The organism is Mesorhizobium sp. BR-1-1-10 (assembly GCF_020165595.1).
GTDB classification, from domain to species: Bacteria; Pseudomonadota; Alphaproteobacteria; order Rhizobiales; family Rhizobiaceae; genus Mesorhizobium; species Mesorhizobium australicum.
In genome coordinates this window covers 347771-367449 of the sequence record NZ_JAIUIL010000001.1, presented here as the reverse complement: position 1 = coordinate 367449, position 19679 = coordinate 347771, and the positions used below count along the sequence as shown (strand labels likewise).

At 59.1% G+C, this 19679-nt stretch carries 17 protein-coding genes and 4 pseudogenes; 16 read left to right on the top strand and 5 right to left on the bottom strand.

Features of this window, described 5'->3' with window-relative positions; all coding sequences use genetic code 11:
* The first annotated feature begins 14 nt into the window (after nt 1-14).
* The 9 genes and pseudogenes from LB555_RS01635 (at nt 15) to LB555_RS01595 (ending at nt 5898) form a co-directional block, all read left to right on the top strand.
* On the top strand, nt 15-935 hold the full coding sequence (locus tag LB555_RS01635; protein ID WP_140877375.1) for a hypothetical protein: 921 nt from the start codon (nt 15-17) through the stop codon (nt 933-935).
* A gap of 152 nt (nt 936-1087) precedes the next feature.
* The gene (locus tag LB555_RS01630; RefSeq protein ID WP_140877377.1) at nt 1088-1297 is read left to right on the top strand and encodes a DUF3072 domain-containing protein; all 210 of its coding nucleotides are present in this window, start codon (nt 1088-1090) and stop codon (nt 1295-1297) included.
* Nucleotides 1298-1471: 174 nt separating this feature from the next.
* Nucleotides 1472-1945: a YidB family protein gene (locus LB555_RS01625; RefSeq protein ID WP_224682179.1), complete on the top strand. Its 474-nt coding sequence runs from the start codon at nt 1472-1474 to the stop codon at nt 1943-1945.
* 6 nt (nt 1946-1951) lie between these two features.
* Entirely contained in the window at nt 1952-2401 is a 450-nt protein-coding gene (locus tag LB555_RS01620; RefSeq protein ID WP_140877381.1) for a DUF4112 domain-containing protein, read from the top strand.
* Nucleotides 2402-2777: 376 nt separating this feature from the next.
* Nucleotides 2778-3287: an EF-hand domain-containing protein gene (locus tag LB555_RS01615; protein WP_083882994.1), complete on the top strand. Its 510-nt coding sequence runs from the start codon at nt 2778-2780 to the stop codon at nt 3285-3287.
* A gap of 239 nt (nt 3288-3526) precedes the next feature.
* Nucleotides 3527-3820, top strand: a complete 294-nt coding sequence (locus LB555_RS01610) for a hypothetical protein (protein ID WP_015316681.1) — start codon at nt 3527-3529, stop codon at nt 3818-3820.
* 204 nt (nt 3821-4024) lie between these two features.
* Nucleotides 4025-4549 (top strand): annotated as a pseudogene (folP, locus tag LB555_RS01605) (dihydropteroate synthase); the annotation flags it as partial.
* A 3-nt stretch (nt 4550-4552) separates the two neighbouring features.
* Entirely contained in the window at nt 4553-4912 is a 360-nt protein-coding gene (gene folB / locus LB555_RS01600) for a dihydroneopterin aldolase (RefSeq protein ID WP_015316682.1), read from the top strand.
* A 659-nt stretch (nt 4913-5571) separates the two neighbouring features.
* Nucleotides 5572-5898 carry a SemiSWEET family sugar transporter gene (locus LB555_RS01595; RefSeq protein ID WP_140877383.1) on the top strand — a complete coding sequence of 109 codons (327 nt, stop codon included), beginning with the start codon at nt 5572-5574 and terminating at the stop codon, nt 5896-5898.
* Nucleotides 5899-5957: 59 nt separating this feature from the next.
* Here LB555_RS01595 and LB555_RS01590 read toward each other — a convergent pair.
* A pseudogene (locus LB555_RS01590) lies at nt 5958-7465 on the bottom strand (protein adenylyltransferase SelO).
* A gap of 1323 nt (nt 7466-8788) precedes the next feature.
* On the opposite strand from LB555_RS01590, the gene LB555_RS01585 reads away from it, so the two are divergent.
* From LB555_RS01585 to LB555_RS01570, 4 genes are all read left to right on the top strand, one after another.
* Entirely contained in the window at nt 8789-9526 is a 738-nt protein-coding gene (locus tag LB555_RS01585) for a Crp/Fnr family transcriptional regulator (RefSeq protein ID WP_140877385.1), read from the top strand.
* Nucleotides 9527-9543: 17 nt separating this feature from the next.
* Complete coding sequence (locus LB555_RS01580; protein WP_015316685.1) at nt 9544-9807, top strand: DUF6894 family protein; 264 nt, start codon at nt 9544-9546, stop codon at nt 9805-9807.
* A 436-nt stretch (nt 9808-10243) separates the two neighbouring features.
* The gene (locus LB555_RS01575) at nt 10244-10504 is read left to right on the top strand and encodes a hypothetical protein (RefSeq protein WP_140877387.1); all 261 of its coding nucleotides are present in this window, start codon (nt 10244-10246) and stop codon (nt 10502-10504) included.
* Between the two features lie 272 nt (nt 10505-10776).
* Nucleotides 10777-13425 (top strand): EAL domain-containing protein, encoded by a 2649-nt coding sequence (locus tag LB555_RS01570; protein ID WP_411970740.1) that lies wholly within the window; start codon nt 10777-10779, stop codon nt 13423-13425.
* 69 nt (nt 13426-13494) lie between these two features.
* On the opposite strand, the gene LB555_RS01565 is transcribed toward LB555_RS01570, so the two are convergent.
* On the bottom strand, nt 13495-14202 hold the full coding sequence (locus tag LB555_RS01565; RefSeq protein WP_140877391.1) for a phosphatase PAP2 family protein: 708 nt from the start codon (nt 14200-14202) through the stop codon (nt 13495-13497).
* Nucleotides 14203-14633: 431 nt separating this feature from the next.
* On the opposite strand from LB555_RS01565, the pseudogene LB555_RS01560 reads away from it, so the two are divergent.
* Nucleotides 14634-14761: pseudogene (locus tag LB555_RS01560) on the top strand (D-amino-acid oxidase); the annotation flags it as partial.
* Nucleotides 14762-15325: 564 nt separating this feature from the next.
* On the opposite strand, the gene LB555_RS01555 reads toward LB555_RS01560, so the two are convergent.
* Nucleotides 15326-15553 carry a hypothetical protein gene (locus tag LB555_RS01555; RefSeq protein WP_140877393.1) on the bottom strand — a complete coding sequence of 76 codons (228 nt, stop codon included), beginning with the start codon at nt 15551-15553 and terminating at the stop codon, nt 15326-15328.
* A gap of 392 nt (nt 15554-15945) precedes the next feature.
* Between LB555_RS01555 and LB555_RS01550 the strand changes: the two are divergent.
* Both LB555_RS01550 and LB555_RS01545 read left to right on the top strand, forming a co-directional pair.
* A pseudogene (locus LB555_RS01550) lies at nt 15946-16752 on the top strand (SIR2 family NAD-dependent protein deacylase); the annotation flags it as partial.
* A 112-nt stretch (nt 16753-16864) separates the two neighbouring features.
* Nucleotides 16865-18052 (top strand): NADH-quinone oxidoreductase subunit D, encoded by a 1188-nt coding sequence (locus tag LB555_RS01545; RefSeq protein WP_140877395.1) that lies wholly within the window; start codon nt 16865-16867, stop codon nt 18050-18052.
* A gap of 813 nt (nt 18053-18865) precedes the next feature.
* Here the strand turns inward: LB555_RS01545 and LB555_RS01540 are convergent.
* On the bottom strand, nt 18866-19222 hold the full coding sequence (locus LB555_RS01540; RefSeq protein ID WP_224682178.1) for a Crp/Fnr family transcriptional regulator: 357 nt from the start codon (nt 19220-19222) through the stop codon (nt 18866-18868).
* A 36-nt stretch (nt 19223-19258) separates the two neighbouring features.
* Nucleotides 19259-19675, bottom strand: a complete 417-nt coding sequence (locus LB555_RS01535) for an ArsR/SmtB family transcription factor (protein ID WP_140877397.1) — start codon at nt 19673-19675, stop codon at nt 19259-19261.
* Between the last annotated feature and the right edge of the window lie 4 nt (nt 19676-19679).

Below are 19679 nucleotides of genomic sequence, written 5' to 3'. Positions count from 1 at the left end.
AGGTCACATCGGTCTTGAGCTACCACGCTCGCTTCCCTCGCGCGGTTTCCCTGCCCTTTACCATCGCGCTGGACAGCCCCAGTTTCAAACCTTCGCCTTCAAAGGCAGCCTGCCGCGTGCTAAGGCGGATGTCCATGCAAATATTAGCGCCGTCTTTTGCAAGGTTGCTTTCGACGCCCAATGCCAAAGAGCGAAAGCGCATATTGGCGTCTATGCCAGCTGGGCCGTTCACTTCGAAAACAACTCGGCCTGATCGGTTTCTGGAATTGGATGCGGCCATCATATCGGCCACTCGACGGCTACCTGTGGATAAGGAAGTCACCGTTCACGATATGGCGGCCTCTGACGGCATCACCTCGTTGGAACTGTTCAACAGGCTAAGCCAGGAGCGTCCTGTCAGGCTGACGGCAAGCGACTATTACGATGAGATTAGCGCTGCCCGGAAAGGGGTGTGCTGGGTCTTTTACGACAGCGACAATGTTGTCCTTCAGGTAGCGCTGGGTGCTATCGCATTGCGTAGCAAGCAGGCAAATGAGTTTCTCGCCTGGCTGTTGTCCCCCAGCTTTGCAACGCGAACTCGCGTGTCGCTTTTTCATCCCGATGTCATTGCAAAGACGAAGTCTGACGGTCGCTTCATGGCAACCAGAGATGATTTTTTTTCGCCCTCGCCAGTGCGGTATGACGTCGTGCGCGTGATGAACGCCCTTGGGACGAGGAACTTTCCTCGTCTTCAAATCGAACGCGCGGTAACCGCCGTGGCAAAGACAGTTGTCGATGGCGGTTTGCTGGTTTTGGGTCGAAGTGCCGATGAACTCGATGGCAGGTCACAGGCCACGATATTCCAGCGACTCCAAAATGAGTTCATAGCTGTTGCGGATATGGCGGGCGGTTACGAATTGAGGGATTTCGTGTTGAAACTGCAAGCTGACGCTTAATGGGGAAGGCCGTTTCTTGCTTTATCACTCGCGCATGCTGGCCGCCGCCGTGCCTGACACCCCAGCCCAACCTAAGCGAGCCTCAGCTTTGAGAAAACGATTGGAACAAAAAGAGATCAAACGCATTCCCTAGGCTACGACAGAAGATTGCAATGGAAGACTTGCGCGCAAAAACCGATGCAAACGTCGAGAAAGATCCTGACCAATGGGTGAGTGGTGGCGACCCGATGACGCCGTCCCAGGAGTCCTATCTGAAAACCCTGTGTGAGCAGGCTGAGGATCAGGAAAGCTTTGCAGACAACCTCAGCAAGGCAGAGGCGTCTAAGCGCATAGATGCACTGAGGGCAAAGCTGAAACTTTAAGCACCGGCTCGGGCGCTCTGTCTTTACCGTCTCGACCTTCCGTCTCGCGCGGGCAGGCCTCATGGTCGGCTGGGGAGCGGTCGGGATTGCCAAGCCCTTCCTGATATTGCTGGCAATCGCGGAACTTTTGGCAGGGCGAGACCTTCTCCATGTTCGAAACCACAGGAGGAACGAGTGGCCAATCTAGGAAGACTTGCGATCGCTATGCTGGGGGTTTTGGCTTATCAAAACCGCGACAAGATCGCGGAGGCGATCCGCGGAGCGGGAGAGCGCGATCCCAATAATCCGCAAGGCGGGATACTGGACCAGGTGTCGAAGGGCCTATCCGGCACCGTGCTGGGCGATATTCTTGACCGCTTTAGAAATGCAGGTGCCGGGTCGAAGGTGGACTCCTGGGTTGGCATTGGGCCGAACCAGCCGATCGAGGCGCACGAGGTGGAAACGGCGATTGACGCTCAGACACTGGAAGCACTTTCCCGCCAGACCGGCCTCTCGCGCGAGGAGCTGATTGCAAGGATTACCAGGGATTTGCCCGATGCGGTTAACCAGATGACCCCCGACGGCACCCTCCCAGCAGACCACCGAACAAAAGTCCCAGACCAGCCCAACCTGCTCGACGACGTGCCTTCCCGGCCGATACAAAGCTAATTCCACATGACGGAAGCGGACTGGAGAGGTGCGAAACCGAGGAGATTGGATCGAGCGAGCCATGGCAGCCGGAAAGTAGGGACAAGCGAAACGCCTATTGTGGATCGCCAGACTGCGAGGGCAATCGCCGAGCTCGACCTCTTGGCAGTGCTGCTTGATTCGCGCTGGCGAATCCCGGGAACGCCAATTCGGTTCGGACTGGATGCTCTGGTAGGCCTGGTGCCTGTGCTGGGAGATACAGCAACCGGGTTGATCTCGGCTTACATTGTGCTGCGAGCCCGCAAATGCGGCGCTGGGAAGCTGTTGGTTGCTCGGATGTTGGGCAATGTGCTGTTTGATACCGTCTTGGGAAGCGTGCCCGTCCTCGGATCGATCTTCGATGTTTACTACAAGTCGAACAACCGCAACATCCGCCTGCTTCGTGGCCATCTAAGCCGTCAGGTTGCTGAACGGTAGTTCGCAGGGCATCACCCACGCGGCGTTCGCGACCGGGAAGCGGCCGGTGTTGGCCGGAGACGATGCCGTTGCCGCCAACTTGGAATGTTTCATCCAGCCGCACTCTCGGAACTGGCTGCGGAATCTGCGCCACCTTTGTCGATGTGGGTTCAATTAGTTCGGCAAAATCGGTGAAGACCGATCTTTGTTGCGCCGCTGGCAAATCTGCGCAGCGATCAGGTGATCGGTAAGGTCGATTCCGACAGAGACAGCCAGCGCTTTGCTGAGATAATCGGAGCTAGGCCGCTTTTGCGCCCGATGCCTAGGAACCATGAACCGACCTGCTGGTTTGGACAGCACGCCGGGTGGTCGGCGTGGCAGTTAATGGAGAAACCCAATGACACGAGCATTCACGACTACAGTATTGGCGGCCGCGTTCGCTATGCTCGCCCCGTCCGCCTTTGCGCAATCGGCGGATGTTCCCAAGCCCGCATCACCAGCCCAGGATCGGACGGCGGACGAAGCCGGACAGAACCAGCAAGCAATGCGCCAAATGATGCGCGAGATGATGGATGAGATGCTGCAGGAAAAAACAGCAAAGGATCGAGACCCCGAGGCAGATTGGCGACACAGGGGCCCAAGGCTTCAGGACGACGAGATGAGCGATCGTGATACGGGACGTATGAAGCACGGCCGCAGGGCGGGAGCCGATATGATGCAGGGTGCCAAAATGAGGATCATGTTCGCCATCATGGACACCGACGGTGATGGTACACTGTCGCGGACGGAGGTTCAGGATTTCATCGGGCGAATTTTCAACGCTGTCGACGAGGACGGCGATGAAAGCGTCGACATGCAGGAACTCCAATCCTTTTTCCGTCCCGGAGGAGACCAGGACCGACGTTAGCACCGACAGGTTGTACCTCGGCCTGCTCGACGTCTGAAGCTAGGGCCCACAGGAGATGGCTCGGAGCACGGTATTTGGCTCCCCACCGTCTTATGCTCCGCCGATACTCGGTAGGATCAACGGGGTAAAGACCTGCGCAGAGCTCGCACGAGGCTGGACGGCTGTGCCCGTCGACGACCATAGGCCAAGCATTCCAAAGAAGTGGCTCTAGGCAAGCATTGCGAGGTTTAGGGGCAAACATGCATCTGGTCCAGATTCTGCTACCTCGCGCCGACAACGCAGGAAAGCCCTTCGCCAAGCAAGAGTTTGACCGTGTGAAGGAGGAGCTCGCGCTCCGCTTCGACGGTGTCACCGCGTATTTGCGCGCGCCTGCGGAAGGTGTGTGGAGGCAGGGAGCAGACGAGATCGTCATCTTCGAGGTTATGACTCACGAAGTCGATCTGCCCGATTGGCAAAGGCGGCGTTCGGAATTGGAGCGGCGGTTCCGCCAGGAGCAGGTTGTGATTCGATATCTGCCGATGGCTTTGGTCTAGCGCCTGCGGCAATGGTGTGGCCCAGACGATGACCGAGTGCATGCCGCTTCACGTCTGAGGTATCTGAGGTATACTGCAAGGCAGCTTCGGACTCAGTGCGCCAAACCGCTGATTCAAACTCAGTCAACGGTGGCTCGGCTGTCCTCAAAGGACGATGGCTAGCTGACGGTCTGCACTTCCTGACGGCCACTTTGACAAGATAAACGCCTAGCTCATGCGAGCGGTGCGCATATCGTCAACGATGTCTGGGGTCTGCAGCGTGAGCCCGACATTGCGCGGGTGGCGGCCGAAACCGGCGCCGGGCTCGTCATCATGCATACCGGACGGGATCGCGACAAGCTGCCCGATGTGATCGCCGACCAGCTGGCGTTCCTGGGAAAATCGCTTGAAATCGGGCGCGGGCAAGGTGTCGCCGACGGCCATATCGTGCTCGATCCCGGCTTCGGCTTCGCCAAGGAGACGGCGGAGGAAAACCTCGATCTGATGGTACGGTTTGCCGAGCTTGGCGCGCTCGGCTTCCCGCTGATGGCCGGTACGTCGCGAAAGCGTTTCATCGGCACCGTCACCGGCCGCGACGCCGCCGACCGGGCGGCCGGCACGGCGGCGACCAGCGTCATTCTCCGGCTCAAGGGCGCGCATCTGTTTCGCGTCCATGATGTCGCAATCAACGTGGACGCGCTGGCGGTGGCGGATGCTATGCTGGCGCGGGAAACCGGATCGGAACGCTGAGCCATGTACGTCATCCGCATGAAGAATTGCGCCTTCTTTGCCCGGCATGGCGTGCTGGACGAGGAAGAAGCGCTGGGGCAGCGCTTCTATGTCGATGCCTCGCTCACCGTCGAGCCGGGACGCGCGCTCGTCGATGACGCCATCGGGGAAACCGTCAACTACGGCGTCGCCTTCACCGTCATCGAGGAGATCATCACCGGACACCGGCGCTTCCTGATCGAGGCGCTGGCCCTGGAAGTCGCGAAGGCTCTCAGCGGGCGCTTTCCCCAGATCCGGAAAGCCGAGGTCACCGTTCGCAAGCCCAATGCGCCGGTGCCTGGCGTGCTCGATTACGTCGAGGTGACCGTTGTCTGGCCCGAATAACACCGTCTATCTGAGCCTCGGCGGCAATCTGGGCGCTCCGGCGGCGTCGCCCTCAAGCTCATTTCCTGTAAATTTGCATGTTGGAAGATCCCTCTGGACAGGGTTCGAACTGCCTCAACCCTGGCTTCGTCAACGCACCGCACCTTCTGCCGCCCAGCGTCACCGGTCAGCCGCCGGCTAGACGGACGACCTGTCAGGGCTCGTTGTTGCCCAGACGCACTGGTGCTACGGGATGGCGGTGTCAAAAAGATCCGCTTGCCTAACACACGTTAGTTTCTTCCGCTTCCTTCCAACCTATAAAGGCGAGCGATGAGTGATCCCCGGCAAGCACGCAAGGTTTATTTGGAAGCAGCTCACCTCGGTATCCGTCGGGCGCGGGCGAGCGCTGATGACTTGCTTCGTACCATTGAGGAGACACGGCGCCTTATCCAAGCGTCCCGCGACTTGCTGTCGCGGCTCAAAGCGGCTGAGCTTCGAACCTGATCACCACCTCCAGAACCGCTCTGATCTGCTGGCAGATTGTGTGGAAACATCCCCGTGCGGCAGGGCGTCCCTGGCCATCGCGGCCAGTGCTGTGATTGGCTTCTCTCTGGGCGGCTTCCAACTGGGGAAGCACTGTGCCCTCGGTACCAAAGACTTTGCCGTTGGAGGTTGGTTGCGTGGAAAAGGTCACGCTCATCGGTTCGCTGGCAGCGCTGTGCTCAATGACCAGTTTTGCCCCTCAAGCCTGGAAGATCATCAAGACCCGGGACACAGCTGGCATATCCGCGTGGATGTATGCCATCACTGTGCTGGGCTTCGCGCTGTGGCTGACTTTCGGCATCATCAAAGGCGAATGGCCCATCATAGTCACCAACGCTGTCTGCCTCGTGCTCGCCACTTTTATCCTGCTGATGAGGGTCCTTCCCAGTTCCAAGAGGGAGATGGTGGCGGACGCAATCGATCCTTCGCCTGGCTCCGAGAGGCCTCGGCCGCCCGCGTCCTGAGGCCTGCCTCGTTAGCTTGACCGCGGCCCTACAGAGTTCAGTCGTGTTGGTGGCGTATGTCACGTGCCACAGAAGGTCTGCAGAACGCCCTCGTGCGGCTTAGGTGGGTCCGCGTAATAGGACAGTTTGGGCTGTTCCTCGAACGGCCGTGACACGACTTCCAACAATTGCTCGAAGATTCGGAGTCATCGTCCTCCACCGCAGCCTTGATCATTGCCTCGACGCGATGGTTGCGAGGAATGAATTTGGGATTGCTGCCGTGCATCACGGCTTTGCGCGTCGAGGTGGCGCCGCCGTCCCGCGCCAAGCGATTTCGCCAGCGCATCGACCAGGCATCGAAGGGGCCGGGATCCTCAAACAGCCGCCTCGCGGTAGCTTGGGCGCCAGGGATGTCGAGGTCATCTCCCAGCAAGCGGAAGGTGAGCGTGAAATCCGCTCGCCCACGCGCCATCACATCTAACAGATCGTTGGCAAGGTCCAAGTCACCTTCAGCTTCATTCAGCAGCCCAAGCTTAGCCCTGAACCCGCGATGTAAAATAGCTTCGTAGCGAGCGTGAAATTCCCCTAGTGCCTGCTCGGCCTGCGAGATTGACTCACCCTCGCGCTCGCTCAGGAGCGGCAGCAGAGTCTCGGCGAAGCGTGCCAGATTCCAGACTGCCACCCGAGGTTGGTTGCCGTAGGCGTGCGGCCATGTTGATCGATGGAGCTGAACACCGCTTGCGGATCATATGAATCCATGAACGCGCACGGTCCATAGTCAATCGTCTCTCCGGATATCGGCATGTTGTCGGTGTTCATGACGCCGTGGATGAAGCCGAGCAACATCCACCGCGCCACCAGTTCCGCTTGCGCCGCGATCACAGCCTCGAGCAGAGCCAGGTAAGATCTCGGTTTCCTGGCCGCATCAGGAAAATGACGCTGGATGGCATAATCGGCAAGGAGCTTCAGCGCTTCTATGTCGTTGCGGGCGGCAAAGTATTGGAAAGTGCCGATACGGATATGACTCGCTGCCACCCTGGTCAGCACGGCCCCTGACAGCCGGCGCTCCCGGTAGACTGGGTCCCCGGTAAGCACCGCCGCAAGGCTTCGAGTGGTCGGTGTGCCGAGCGCAGCCATTGCTTCGCTGACCACGTATTCACGAAGCACCGGACCAAGCGCAGCACGGCCATCGCCGTTGCGCGAAAATCGGGTCGGTCCTGAACCCTTCAGCTGGACATCCCGACGCACTCCGTGCACATCGACGACCTCGCCCAGCAGTGCTGCGCGTCCGTCGCCCAGTTTGGGGACGAAGTTGCCGAATTGGTGGCCAGCGTAGGCTAAGGCTATAGGGTGCAGTCCATCTGGAAAATTGTTCCCGGCAAGCACGGCGATCCCAGCAGGGCTCCCGAGCTGATCGGGATCAAGCCTTAACTCCAGAGCTAAGGGGCTCGTTCAGCCGGATTAGCCTGGGGTTTGAAACCGGGTGGAGAGGGGCACGCGCGAAGAAATGATCCGGTGACTGGGCATAGCTCTGCTGAAAGGGCCAGATCGGGCTCCGCACGGCTGATCCGGCTGTGGATGAAGGCATGAGGTTCTCCTTTGCTGTGGCAGAGGTCGGAACCATGTCGATCACTGCGTCGATGCCGATGTCAACCCGCGGCCGCCGGCTCGCTCCCGGTTCATCCCGCGGCTTTGTTGGCTTTCCCGAACTTCTGCTCCGGTGCTGCCGCCGCACCCGCGCTCCAAACGCCCGCAGCGCGCCCGGCTCGCTAAGGCGTCGTTCCTGCCCTGTGCTACCGCACGCGCGGCTACAGCATTTGGTCTGCTTGGGTTTCAAAGGGGCGGCCTGCATTTCCCTAACCGCCTTCTCGGGTCGCAGGGCACTGCTCCAGTGCTGATGCTTCACCTTGTGCTTTGATCGGGCCATCTGTGGAGAACCGAATGCCGCCCGCTTCAAATGCATTTCGAATCGCTGAAAGTTTACGAGGGCCAGGCACTCGCGACCGCTTTCGAAATCTCGTATCGCACCTTCGCTGAGGCCTGACTTCACGGCGAGCCGCACCTGCGGCCAATTCAGCAGACCTCGCGCTATCCGCGATTGCTCCGGCGTCAGATCAGTCACTGAACTCTCGCCATCGAGCCCGAGGCCATTTGATGCATCGAACGGCCCCAGGCTGCTCCCCAGGATGCGTCTCAGCGCGGCCAACCGCGACAACGGCGACATCACGGCCGCCCATATATCTGCGCGAGCCAGGTCTGCCGGTTCCTAACCAGTTCTGAGCCTCTCCGAGGAGGAGGTGTCTGCCGCTGCGAGACGTCGAGCGAGAGGGCTGGGGTTCTACGTCTCGTGCGCATCGGGGGCCCGGAGATGAAAATTGGACGCATTGGCGAATTGGAGGTGGTGGTCATGAGGTCCTCGATCAGGTTCTCCGAAAGGTCCTCGATCAGGTTCTCCGAACCGAAATCAACCCGATTTGTTCCGGCTCGATGCCCATGACGGCCGCAGCATAAAGAAAAGCCCGAGCGGAAACTGCTTAGCATTCCTCGCTACGCACTTCGACGCCCTCGGCTTCGCCGCGGGGAGAGAAATGAGCCTGGAATATACGTCAAATGTCTATAGTCAGGATCCCGTCCTATGACGCTTGAACCTGATCGCGGCATTGTTCAAAAGCTCGTGAAAGGGACTGGAATCACAGCGCCACAGCGCGGGAGTTCATATCGCTGCTCGGGACGAATTGGGCATCACTCGTCCGAGAGGCGAAAGCTCTGGCGAAGGGTCCAGGCGCCCCGGAACTGCAGCCGTTGAGTTGGCAAACGCCTCGGGTCCGTTAGCTGGTCCTTCCCAGACCGGGGGCGGGGAACATTAGCGCCCGGCCCAAGTTCGGCACGTAACGCAATCCGGTCACAAAAATTGACACAGGCCACTTCCCCGAGCATTTTGACCCGTAAGCTTCAGATAATCTGTGATCTGACGGACTCAGATATCGGTATATTGGAGGGAATTCAATTCCAGAAGCGGGACTTTCAGGCCAATCAGGACATTGTGCGCGAAGGAGATCGTCCCACCCATTCATTTGTCATCCTGGAGGGTCTGGTCGGGTCCACAAAATTGACTGGGGAGGGTAAACGGCAGATCACGTCGTTCTTTGTTCCGGGCGACATTCCTGATCTGCACGGAATGCATCTGTCTGTTTTGGATTGCACCTTCACACCACTCACGCGCGTCAGCGTTGGCTTCATGCGGCATGATGCGCTGCGGGCCATTTGCGACCAACATCCTTCGATAGCGACGGTGTTTTGGCGCTCGACGCTGATCGACGCGGCTATATATCGAGAGTGGGTCACCAACGTTGGAAGGCGCGACGCGTATGCCCGTATGGCGCATATTCTGTGCGAACTCATCGTCCGCCTTCGCTCTATGGGGCTTATCAAGGACCATGTGGCGGAGCTTCCGATTAGGCAGGCGGAACTTGCCGACGCCTTGGGCTTGTCGGCCGTGCACGTGAACCGAACGCTGCAGGATCTTCGAGGCGACGGACTGGTTGTTACCGAGGGCTCCCGATTTCACGCTGTTGACTGGCCTGGCCTCGTTCGAGCCGGAGACTTTGAGACCGGCTACCTTCACCAAAGGAACGCGACGAGCTTGTGAGGGTGGAGGTGGGTTCGATGGCGAGATATTTCTTTGACACCTATGAAAGCGATGCGCTCATCAAAGATGAGACAGGCATCGAATGTGGGGGGATCGAAGCCGCACGAAACGAGGCGCTAGCAGGTCTAATCGACTTGGCTAGAGACTCGCTGAAGGGCGTCGACGGACATCAATTGGCGATTGAAATTCGGGACGAGAATGACAAGAAGCTGGTCAGGCTGAGCCTCTCTCTTCAAATGCTGCTAACGCGCCGTCCTACTGCTCCGACTGCCGAGCGGTGATACGCGACACAGCGGGGGGTCGAGACGTCATTACAGCGAGCAGGTTTTGCGGAAGCCGACCGGTGCTGGCGGCAGTCGCGGCCCAATCAAAAGATGTCAAAGCATCTGCTGCAAGCGCACAAGGCTCAAAAGCAGCGAGAAAATCCAAGTGAAGACGCTTCAAAGCAAGCCGGCAGCATGTTGGTAGATGGCACGCCCTATTGCGGTAATCCAGAGCACCAGCTGGGGCCCGTGGCAGAGGCAATTCGATTGTCGGATTGATACCAACTACCCTTCACTTATCATTTGAGCTTGCTCGGTCCGATGCCCGGCTTAGTCTGTAAACGGCTCTATCAGTCCGGCCTGCGGACGCTTCAAAATTGACTCTGGTGCTTTATGCGTTCGCGCCTCCGTTGATGGTCAGCGCGGCTCCGGTGACAACCGCCCCAGAACAGCCATGGAAGTCATGCTTCAAGACCAAACCGATAGCCGAAAAATTCTCCAGTTTGCGGCAGATGAACTTTCCGACGCAACAGATCCACGCCTGATTGCCGCGCTCAGATTGGTCGCCCGCTCCTATCGAGCGCAATCCGTCGAGGCTGCAGATGATCTGGTGGAGCTCACGCTGCGCACCGCCATTCAGGAGGCGGAGGGGCGACCTGAGGAAATCAGTCTGTTCAACTGGCTCAGCGCTATTATGGCGCGATATCGAAAGTGAGAGTGACGGGGGCCGCCGGCCCGCTCCCAACCTGCAGGCACGTCAAATTGCCTTTCCGATGCACCCAGAAGGCGCCGCGTCTTGCTCGTCCAGGCAGGTGGGGCATGCTCGTCGGGAGCGCTGCTTGCAAGAGTGCCGCTGTTTGAGATCCCACTGCCGGATCGTGACCCTTTGCGAGCGCCACCCAATGCTGAAATTGCCCGGCATCATGGAAAACCAAATTTAAGTACTTTCTACTAGGGTCGGCCGAGGGTTAGTCCCGGGAAAGGTATTTGGGTCAATTGGCCACCACCGCATCCAGTCTCAGCCGGTTGAGACAGTCGTTTTTTTCTTCGGCAAACGTGCCGGCGGCGATCGCTTTTGTGGTCCTTGTGATCTGCGCCGTTTTGGCGGACCGGGAAAGCAGGCTCGTTTCAGGCCAATTGGCGCGCGCCGACGTGTTGGCCAAAGTGAACATCATAAGGGCCAAGCTGGAAGGCAACATCAACGGCAATCTCCAGCTTACGCGCGGCCTCGTTTCGGCGATCGTGACCGAGCCCTATATGGGGCAACAGAGGTTTGCGGCGCTGGCAAGCAACCTGCTTGAGCAGGAATCTCAACTGCGCAACATCGCCGGCGCGCCGGACCTCGTTATCTCGCTCATGTATCCAATGGCTGGCAACGAAAAGGCCATCGGCCTGGATTACCGCAAGAACGATGCCCAACGCACCGCCGCCCTCAAAGCGCGCGACCTGCGGGCGCCCGTGCTGGCCGGTCCGGTCGACCTGGCGCAGGGCGGCCACGGCTTCATTGGCCGCTTTCCGGTCTTCGTGAAGACGGCGGGCGGTGGTGAGCGCTTCTGGGGCATCGTCTCGGCCGTCGTTGACGTCGAGCGCCTCTATAGGGCAAGCGGCCTTTTGGACGTCGATCTCGACATCGAGATCGGCCTGACCGGCAAGGACGGCCTTGGCGGGACTGGTGATCGCTTTTTCGGTGGCGAGAGTATAACGCGGGCCAACCCCGTGACCGAGACGGTGCACCTGCCGTCCGGTTCCTGGCAGATCGCCGCGATCCCAAAAGGTGGCTGGGCCTCATCGGCGAAGAATCCCTGGATCTTGCGGGCGATCATGCTGTTTGCCGGTGCGCTTGTCGTCCTGCCCATTCTCGTTGCGGGGCGGCTGTTCGGCGAAAGGCAGAAAAACTTCGCCGAGCTCAGGCGATTGTCCGGTCGCCTGGAACTCGCGCTGGATGCGTCGGGGATCGGTGTCTGGGAGCACAACATCGCCACCAACGAGCTGGTGTGGGACGACCGAGTCAACGAAATCTACGGCAAGCCGGCTGACCGGAAGCCGCGCGGCTATGATGACTGGGCGTCAGTGATTCATCCTCAGGACATCGAACGGGCGCAGCAGGATTTCGATGCCGCGGCGGCGGTGAAGGGCCCCTATTCCTCGCAATACCGGATTGTCCATCCGAATGGCGAGATCCGGCATGTGCGCACGCGCGCGACCTATTTCCAGGAGCGCAACGAGACGCCCAGGATGATCGGCGCCGAATGGGACGTGACAAGCGACGTCGAGCTCAATGAAAACCTTGTGCGGGAAAGGCATCTGTCGGAACTCAGGAACGCCGAGCTTGAAGTGGCCAAGGGGCGCATCGAACACGTGGCGCTCCACGATTCGCTCACCGGGCTGCCGAACCGCCGCTATCTCGACGACATGCTGGCTACGAGCACGCGTCGGGTAGAACGAACTGCGCTCCTGCATTTGGATCTCGACCGATTCAAGCAGATCAACGACACGCTCGGACACGCGGCCGGTGACGCCATGTTGATGCATGCCTCGAAGGTCATCACGGCTAATGCGGGACCAGCCGACTTCGTGGCACGCATTGGCGGCGACGAGTTCGTGGTCATTTGCGCCGGGCGCGACGACGCCGAGCTCGCCGCGCTGGCCGACCGCATCATCGATGAGATGCGGCAACCCGTCGATTTTCGTGGCCACCAATGCCGGTTCGGCGTCAGCATCGGTATTGCGGCGAATACGGGCGAGGGGTTCGACGCACGGCAGCTCCTGGTCAACGCCGATCTCGCCCTCTACCGGGCGAAGAGCCGGGGCCGAAACCGCTACGAGTTCTTCAACGACGAGCTGCAAAGTGAAATCGTGCAGACCAAGCGGACCGCCGACGAGATCCTGGGCGGTCTCGAGCGCAACGAATTCATCGTTTTCTACCAGCCGCAGTTTGACGCCGACACCTTGGACATTGTCGGCGTGGAGGCCTTGGCACGCTGGCAGCACCCGACGCGCGGGATCCTGGGTCCTGACGTCTTTCTGAGGGTAGCGGAGGAACTGAACGTCGTCGCGCTGATCGACCGAACGGTCCTCAAAAGGGCGTTGGCCGACTTTGAGCGCTGGCAGCTTCAGCACCTCGACATTCCACACGTTTCGGTCAACGTTTCGGCACGCCGGCTTGAGGACAAGGACCTGATCGATGGCCTGCGCAAGCTCAACATCCGCGAAGGTACGGTCTCCTTCGAACTTGTCGAGTCCATCTTCCTCGATGAGAATGACGACCTCGTGGCCTGGAACATCGAGCACATTAAGGACCTCGGTATCGACATTGAGATCGACGATTTCGGCACGGGCTACGCCTCGATCGTCAGTCTGCTCAAGCTTCAGCCGCGCCGACTGAAGATCGATCGCCAGCTTATCACACCCATCACCAGCTCGCTGCCGCAACGCCGTTTGGTGTCATCCATCATCGAGATCGGGAAGTCGCTCGGAATCGAAGTGGTGGCCGAGGGCGTCGAGACGATGGAGCATGCGCGCATCTTGAAAGAGCTCGGCTGCGACCTGCTGCAGGGCTACGCGCTCGGCCGACCGATGGACGCCAAGGCTTTAGAATGCTTCGCGCAATCTCGCAGATGGCCGGCCACCGGATAGCCGTCTGGCTCTCACGGAGTTAATGGGCGTGGCATTCTTTCGGGACGACAGACAGGGTAGGTGAGGGGATCAGAACTCGCGCCGCTGTTCGATAAGATGGGCCGCCGACCAGCAAAGGATTGCCCAAGCTGATCCCACGCACCATCCTGCAAGTACATCCGTGGGGTAGTGGACGCCGAGATAGATCCGGCTCAATCCGACCATGATTGTCAGGAACACCGCGAGGCCAACGAAATACCCTTTCACCCGGCGATCAGGACTTGCCCTGGCCAGCAAAGCTCCAAGCGTAAGGAAAGTGACAGCGGACAGCATCGCGTGGCCGCTCGGAAAGCTAGCGGTAAATACTCTGGTGGTGTGGAAAATGTCGGGCCTGTGGCGATCAAACGCGACCTTCAGAACTGTGCTCAGCGCCTCACCACCAGCCACGGCGGCGGTGACCAGCCAGGCGTATCTGCGCTTCTGCGTTATCAGCAGGTAACCTATGGCCGCCAGCGATGCAAAACCCAGGAACGCAACGCTGCCGAGGGCCGTGACGTCGCGGCCCATTTCTTCAAGCCACGGCGGGCCAATCAGATTCGTTGGATGATCGGCGCTCCGAAACGCCATAAGAACGGCGCGGTCGAATGCGCTCGTGTCACCCTCGACAACTTCCTCGGCCAGAAGGCTGAATCCGAGGACAAGGCCGCCAGCCACAAGCAATGAGGCGATCAGCCAAATAGCGTCGCTGCGAAAGCCTCGCAGGAAGCCGTTTGACGAAGAGGGCGGGTTGATTTCCATCCGCTCAAGCTAGTGAACCGATAAGTCTCGTCAATCCTTGTGCCCCCGCTCGCTGCCGAAGCGCCATCAAGTTAAGTCCGAACAGGTTGGTCCGCTGCTGGGTCACGCTTCGTCCAGCGCCCATCCATCTGGACCCAGACCGAACGAATACTTCGCCGAAGTGGAGAACTGTCCCGCCTGCGGCTGCCAAGCACGACATTCAAGGCGTATCCGTGGACGTTCGACGCGGATTGTGTTGAAGGAGTTGGCTGCGTCGCGACCTCTCATTGAGACGGCGGTGCCTGCCTGTATGAGCAACGCTGCATATCGCGCTTTCGCATAATGAACGGTACTGAGATTGGCTTGTTGGAGGTGGTGATGGCCTGACAAGTCGACGCGGCTTTCGAGAACGCCTCCATGGCCATTTTGGCTCGTCCGACGTCCGGTTGCGATATCACGTTGCCTTCAGCCACAGTGGCGCGACGCTCGGGCTGATCGCGGGCGAACTGCTGCAGGCGAGATTGCGACGGGAAACGAATATCCCTTGTTGGCCAAATTCCGCCCAGCCCGGTTCGGGTGAGTAAGCGTCGAATATCTATCGACCGTCAACTCTTGAGGGCCGGCAACCGCTTGTCTGTTCATCCTGCCTAAAAAACTCGCTGGGCTGAAGGCGCACAAATGTTACGTCGCAACGATCTGCGAAAGCATAATCAGACCTAATGAGGCTAATGCCCGAGCCTGCAGCTCCATCATGGTAAGACCCGGATGCCCGCCGGGGGCTCTAAGGTCGCCCCCGGGAACAAGCTGGACCGTCCTGCGTTGGACAGCCAATGGAACAGCTTGGATCAGATTTGGCGGTGATGGCGCAACCTGGCTACTGGTTGGCTATGGTGCTTTTGTTCGTCCCTTACGCAATCGGCGTGTTGTTTCTGATCAGGTCGTGCCACTGCCTTTGACTTCATCCGCCGGCGTTGAGCTGCAGAGCGCCACGGCAATATGCGCGACTAACCGAGTTTGCGAACAGCCACGTATTGTGACGAGCAGTCCGAGGTCGTCGTGAAGAGCTATCCGTGCCGCGCCCCAGTTACGCCGGTTGGCGACTCCCTGCCGTGAGGATTGGTCGAGCTACCTGCATATATCGGGACTACGCCGCCTGTGCAGGCTCATTGAGGTCGAACTCGACAACCTGTCCTCGATCGATCGCAGCTCTGGCGATAAGCGTTGCCAATTCACGATCGGAAACGAGGTTTTCGCGGAAAACTGTCCGTATCGCCACCACGGCCGCCGATACTGACAGCGGCCAAGGTTTGCCCCTCCTGCAGTCAATATAGTGCTGAACAAGGTACTCCAGATCGCGGCGCTTTTGGCTCATCTCGGCCTCCATACTTGGTGAATGTACAGGAATGAGGCTCGCACTCACTTAGATTTGTTAAAGGCCGCCACTTTTTTGGTGAAGGACAATTCAGCCCGGTGCTTGGCCAAGAAAGAAGCCGAGCGTCTGATGGAAGCCTCACGCCCCGGCTGCTTCCGTTGTCCCCCTTCGGTAGGTGGTTGTCGCCCCTGCCATAGGGACGGCTGCCCTGGTCTCTCAAGTGGTCATCAAACGCGACGGCACTCACGGCAAGTTTCGCACCGCCGTCGCTGGAACACAGCCTGGCTCTCTTGGTTTGGTCGCCAACGATTGCCAGTGACGCGAAAGAGAACCTCAATGCCCTTTGCGACCGCAACTGTTTGGAGCGCCTCATCCAGCACCGGCACCTGTCCATGAGCGATGGTCTCGCATCACTGGCAAAAGCTATCGGCCGCGGTAGTGCGATCCTCTTCGTCGGGCCGGGTGTCTCGATCAGCGTTGGGCTTCCGTCTTGGGAAAAACTGATCGAGCAGATGGCAAAAGAACTTGGGATCGATGACGAGTTTTCGAAGCGACGCGACCGTTTTCAAACTCTAGCCGAGTACTATCGGATACGGCATGGCAGCATCGGACCGCTGCGCAGTTGGATGGACAGAACTGGTCGCTCGCCAAGGATCGGATCGAAAAATCGGAGTTGCATCGCCTCATCGTGATGCTCAATTTCCCCATCATCTATACCACGAATTACGACCGGAATCTGGAACTGGCGTTCGAGATATGGTCGGCGATACGTCAAGGTGGCCAATGCACGCGATGCAGCGCAAGCCCGCCAGGGGGTTACCCACATCGTCAAGTTCCATGGCGACTTCGATGAGGATTCTTCCCTCGTCCTGACCGAAACGGATTATCTCGACCGGCTTTCCTTCAATTCCCCACTCGATGTGCGGTTTCGTTCCGATGCACTTGGCAGCACAATCCTCTTCATAGGCTGTAGCCTCTCCGACCCGAACATCCGGTTGCTGTTGCATCGCCTGTGGCAAACCTGGCATCGATCCGGGTATGAAAAAGATCGCCCTCCTTCTTTCATCTTGATGACCAGCCGAAACCCTGTGGAGAAGGCGGTGCTTGGGCGTTGGGGTATTTCAGTGGTCGTCGGCGAACTCGATGATCCGCAAGCTGCTCTGGTGAATTTCCTCAGTCAATTGGCCGAAGCGGTTGGGCATGAGCCGGAGTTTGGACTGGCGAAATCTGGCGGAACAATGCCGACGGGCGCACGGATGGAACGTCGGGCTAGGAAGGAAGTTAGGCGGGCCCTCTCGAAGGAGCCGCTAGATGGCAGAGAATTCCGTTCGAAATTTCAACATCAATTTCGGTCCCCAGCATCCTGCGGCTCACGGCGTGCTACGCCTGGTTCTCGAGCTCGACGGCGAGGTCGTCGATCGTGTCGACCCTCATATCGGCCTGCTTCATCGCGGCACCGAGAAACTGATCGAAACCAAGACTTATCTCCAGGCGCTGCCGTATTTCGATCGTCTCGATTACGTGGCACCGATGAGCCAGGAACATGCCTGGTGCCTTGCAATCGAGAAACTGATGGGTCTAGCCGTGCCGCGGCGTGGCCAGCTGATCAGGGTGCTGTTCAGCGAGATCTCGCGAATCCTTTCTCATCTGCTCAATGTCACCACCCAAGCCATGGACGTGGGAGCACTGACCCCGCCCTTGTGGGGGTTTGTCGAACGCGAGAAACTGATGGTCTTCTACGAGCGGGCCAGCGGCTCTCGGATGCATGCCGCGTATTTTCGTCCCGGCGGCGTGCATCAGGATCTGCCGCCAGACTTGATCACGGACATCGGCAATTGGATCGACCCGTTCCACAAAACCGTGGACGACCTGGACAGGCTGCTGACGGACAACCGCATCTTCAAACTTCGTAACGTGGACATCGGTCAGATCTCGCAAAGTGACGCCTGGGCGTGGGGTTTTTCAGGTGTGATGGTGCGGGGATCAGGTGCGGCCTGGGACTTGCGAAAGTCCCAGCCATACGAGTGCTATGCCGAGATGGGCTTCGATATACCCGTCGGCAGGAGCGGCGATTGTTTCGACCGGTATCTGGTGCGTATGGAGGAGATGCGCCAGTCGGCCAAGATCATGCGGCAGTGTGTCGACCTGCTGGTAAGCGAGGGACCTGGGCCGGTTTCGAATACCGACGGCAAGGTCGTCCCCCCTAGACGTGCGGCCATGAAGCGTTCGATGGAGGCTTTGATCCATCATTTCAAGCTCTATACCGAGGGCTTTCGTGTGCCTGCCGGCGAGGTTTACGCGGCGGTGGAAGCGCCGAAGGGGGAGTTTGGCGTCTACCTGGTGGCCGACGGCACGAACAAGCCGTACCGATGCAAGCTGCGTCCTCCGAGCTTCGCTCATCTGCAGGCAATGGACCTGCTCTGCCGTGGCCATATGTTAGCCGACGTCACCGCCATACTAGGTTCATTGGACATCGTTTTGGGCGACGTGGATCGATAGCGCTGCGAAGCCGCCCAGCCCAGCCGATAGCTAGCCGCCGGTTGTCTTTATTGGCTCTTCCGCCGGCCGGCAACAGTTCATCTCCATGCTCGCTCGTCGGCGTATGGGGAATCGGATGCGGCCAGATCGTCGAGCAAGGCGAGCCGGACAGCTTCTTCGAGAATCCCCAGCATACGCGGACCAAGCTCGCGATGTTCTTCATCCTGGACGTTTCTGAGCCAGCTTTTGAAGCACTGACACAAACTTTGCCAAGCCGCAGCCGGCGAGTTGATGTGTCCGAGACACTCACTTTCTTATCCTTTCCCTGGACATTCGGGGGGTGGCACAGCGTTCATTGTTGTCGCATGTGAGGGTGAATTGGATATCTTTGGGGGCCTCGAGGTTTTGATAGACGTGCCCAAGCGGCAGCGGTGGAGCACGTGCGAGAGCTGCTAGCATAGCTAAGGGAGAGGTCAGACGCCGCAGCCGACACGATCGAGCAGTTTCTGCTCGACCCGATAGGTTGAACTTTGTCGTCGAGTCCTGTCACCCGCAATTCCATGCGCCGGCCCATAAAATGGCGCGAATTAGACTGACAATGCTCAAATCCCGTGCGGAGCTCCCGTCTAAGGCCGCGCTGCGTTTCCGGCGCAGGCAGCCGCGCGTGCGTGATGTACGGCGCTGTGGAAAACCTCTCCTCGCGATCTGCAGGGCCTACCTCGGACATCGAGGTGGTCGGCCTCCATAGGCTAGCGGTCAAATGGCCGATGATCGCTCGGCGCATGTACGAAGAAGAGGCTCCGAGCGGAGGCAAGGGTCGGTCCACTTCAAAAATCAGCCGCTGGTGATATCGAAGTGATGTTGCTCCTCCTCGCCATAGGCACCATCCGTGAGTTTTATCATTCCGGTACGGTCGACGATCGTGATCTCGCCGCGCTTGGCATGCACCAGCCCCCGATATTCGAGCATTTGGAGGGCGGTGGTAACGCCCGGGCGCCTGGAGCCAAGCATGGTCGCCAGAAATTCATGCGTCAGGTAGATGATATCTCCTTCAGCGCGATCGTTGACCATCAGCAACCAGCGGGCGAGCCGTTCCTCGATTTTGGAATGGCCGTTGACCAGCGCCGTTCGCGACGACTGGACCAGGAATGCGTGGGCGTAGCGAAGCAGCGACGGTCTGGCTCTCGGCAATCGCAATGCGCAAAGGCGCGGCTTGGTGCCCACCGGTTAGCCCGGGCGCCAAGAAGATGACCCCTTTGCCGATCTTTTTCGCAGCGGAAGTTTGTCGCTTTCGGCGATGTCGCTAAGAAAGCCAACCACCATCTTCGCCTGTTCGGACGTACAGGAATAGAAGCGCCGTTTACCTTCGGTACGGGATCGGGCGATTCCGAGTTTGGCCATGCCGCGCAGATGCTGTGAAAGGGCGGTCTGTGTCCCGCCCACCAGAGAAAGTAGGTCCGATACGGATTTCTCGCCATCCATCAGGTGAACGACGATAAGCAAGCGCTTGCTGAAGCCTAGGGCTGCGAATAGCTGCGAGGCAACGGACACCTGCCGTCGCGAAAGTTTTCCTTTAGAGGGGCGGGTGCGAAGGGCGGGATCCGCTTTGATTTCCGCAAGGCGTTGCCGGACGTACGAGGCCAAGGAG

Bases quoted from the DNA above. Each gene is read 5' to 3' on its own strand.
- LB555_RS01630 (WP_140877377.1), top strand. From the start codon at position 1,088: ATGGAAGACTTGCGCGCAAAAACCGATGCAAACGTCGAGAAAGATCCT.
- LB555_RS01620 (WP_140877381.1), top strand. From the start codon at position 1,952: ATGACGGAAGCGGACTGGAGAGGTGCGAAACCGAGGAGATTGGATCGA.
- LB555_RS01615 (WP_083882994.1), top strand. From the start codon at position 2,778: ATGACACGAGCATTCACGACTACAGTATTGGCGGCCGCGTTCGCTATG.
- LB555_RS01610 (WP_015316681.1), top strand. From the start codon at position 3,527: ATGCATCTGGTCCAGATTCTGCTACCTCGCGCCGACAACGCAGGAAAG.
- folB (WP_015316682.1), top strand. From the start codon at position 4,553: ATGTACGTCATCCGCATGAAGAATTGCGCCTTCTTTGCCCGGCATGGC.
- LB555_RS01580 (WP_015316685.1), top strand. From the start codon at position 9,544: ATGGCGAGATATTTCTTTGACACCTATGAAAGCGATGCGCTCATCAAA.
- LB555_RS01575 (WP_140877387.1), top strand. From the start codon at position 10,244: ATGGAAGTCATGCTTCAAGACCAAACCGATAGCCGAAAAATTCTCCAG.
- LB555_RS01565 (WP_140877391.1), bottom strand. From the start codon at position 14,202: ATGGAAATCAACCCGCCCTCTTCGTCAAACGGCTTCCTGCGAGGCTTT.
- LB555_RS01555 (WP_140877393.1), bottom strand. From the start codon at position 15,553: ATGAGCCAAAAGCGCCGCGATCTGGAGTACCTTGTTCAGCACTATATT.
- LB555_RS01545 (WP_140877395.1), top strand. From the start codon at position 16,865: ATGGCAGAGAATTCCGTTCGAAATTTCAACATCAATTTCGGTCCCCAG.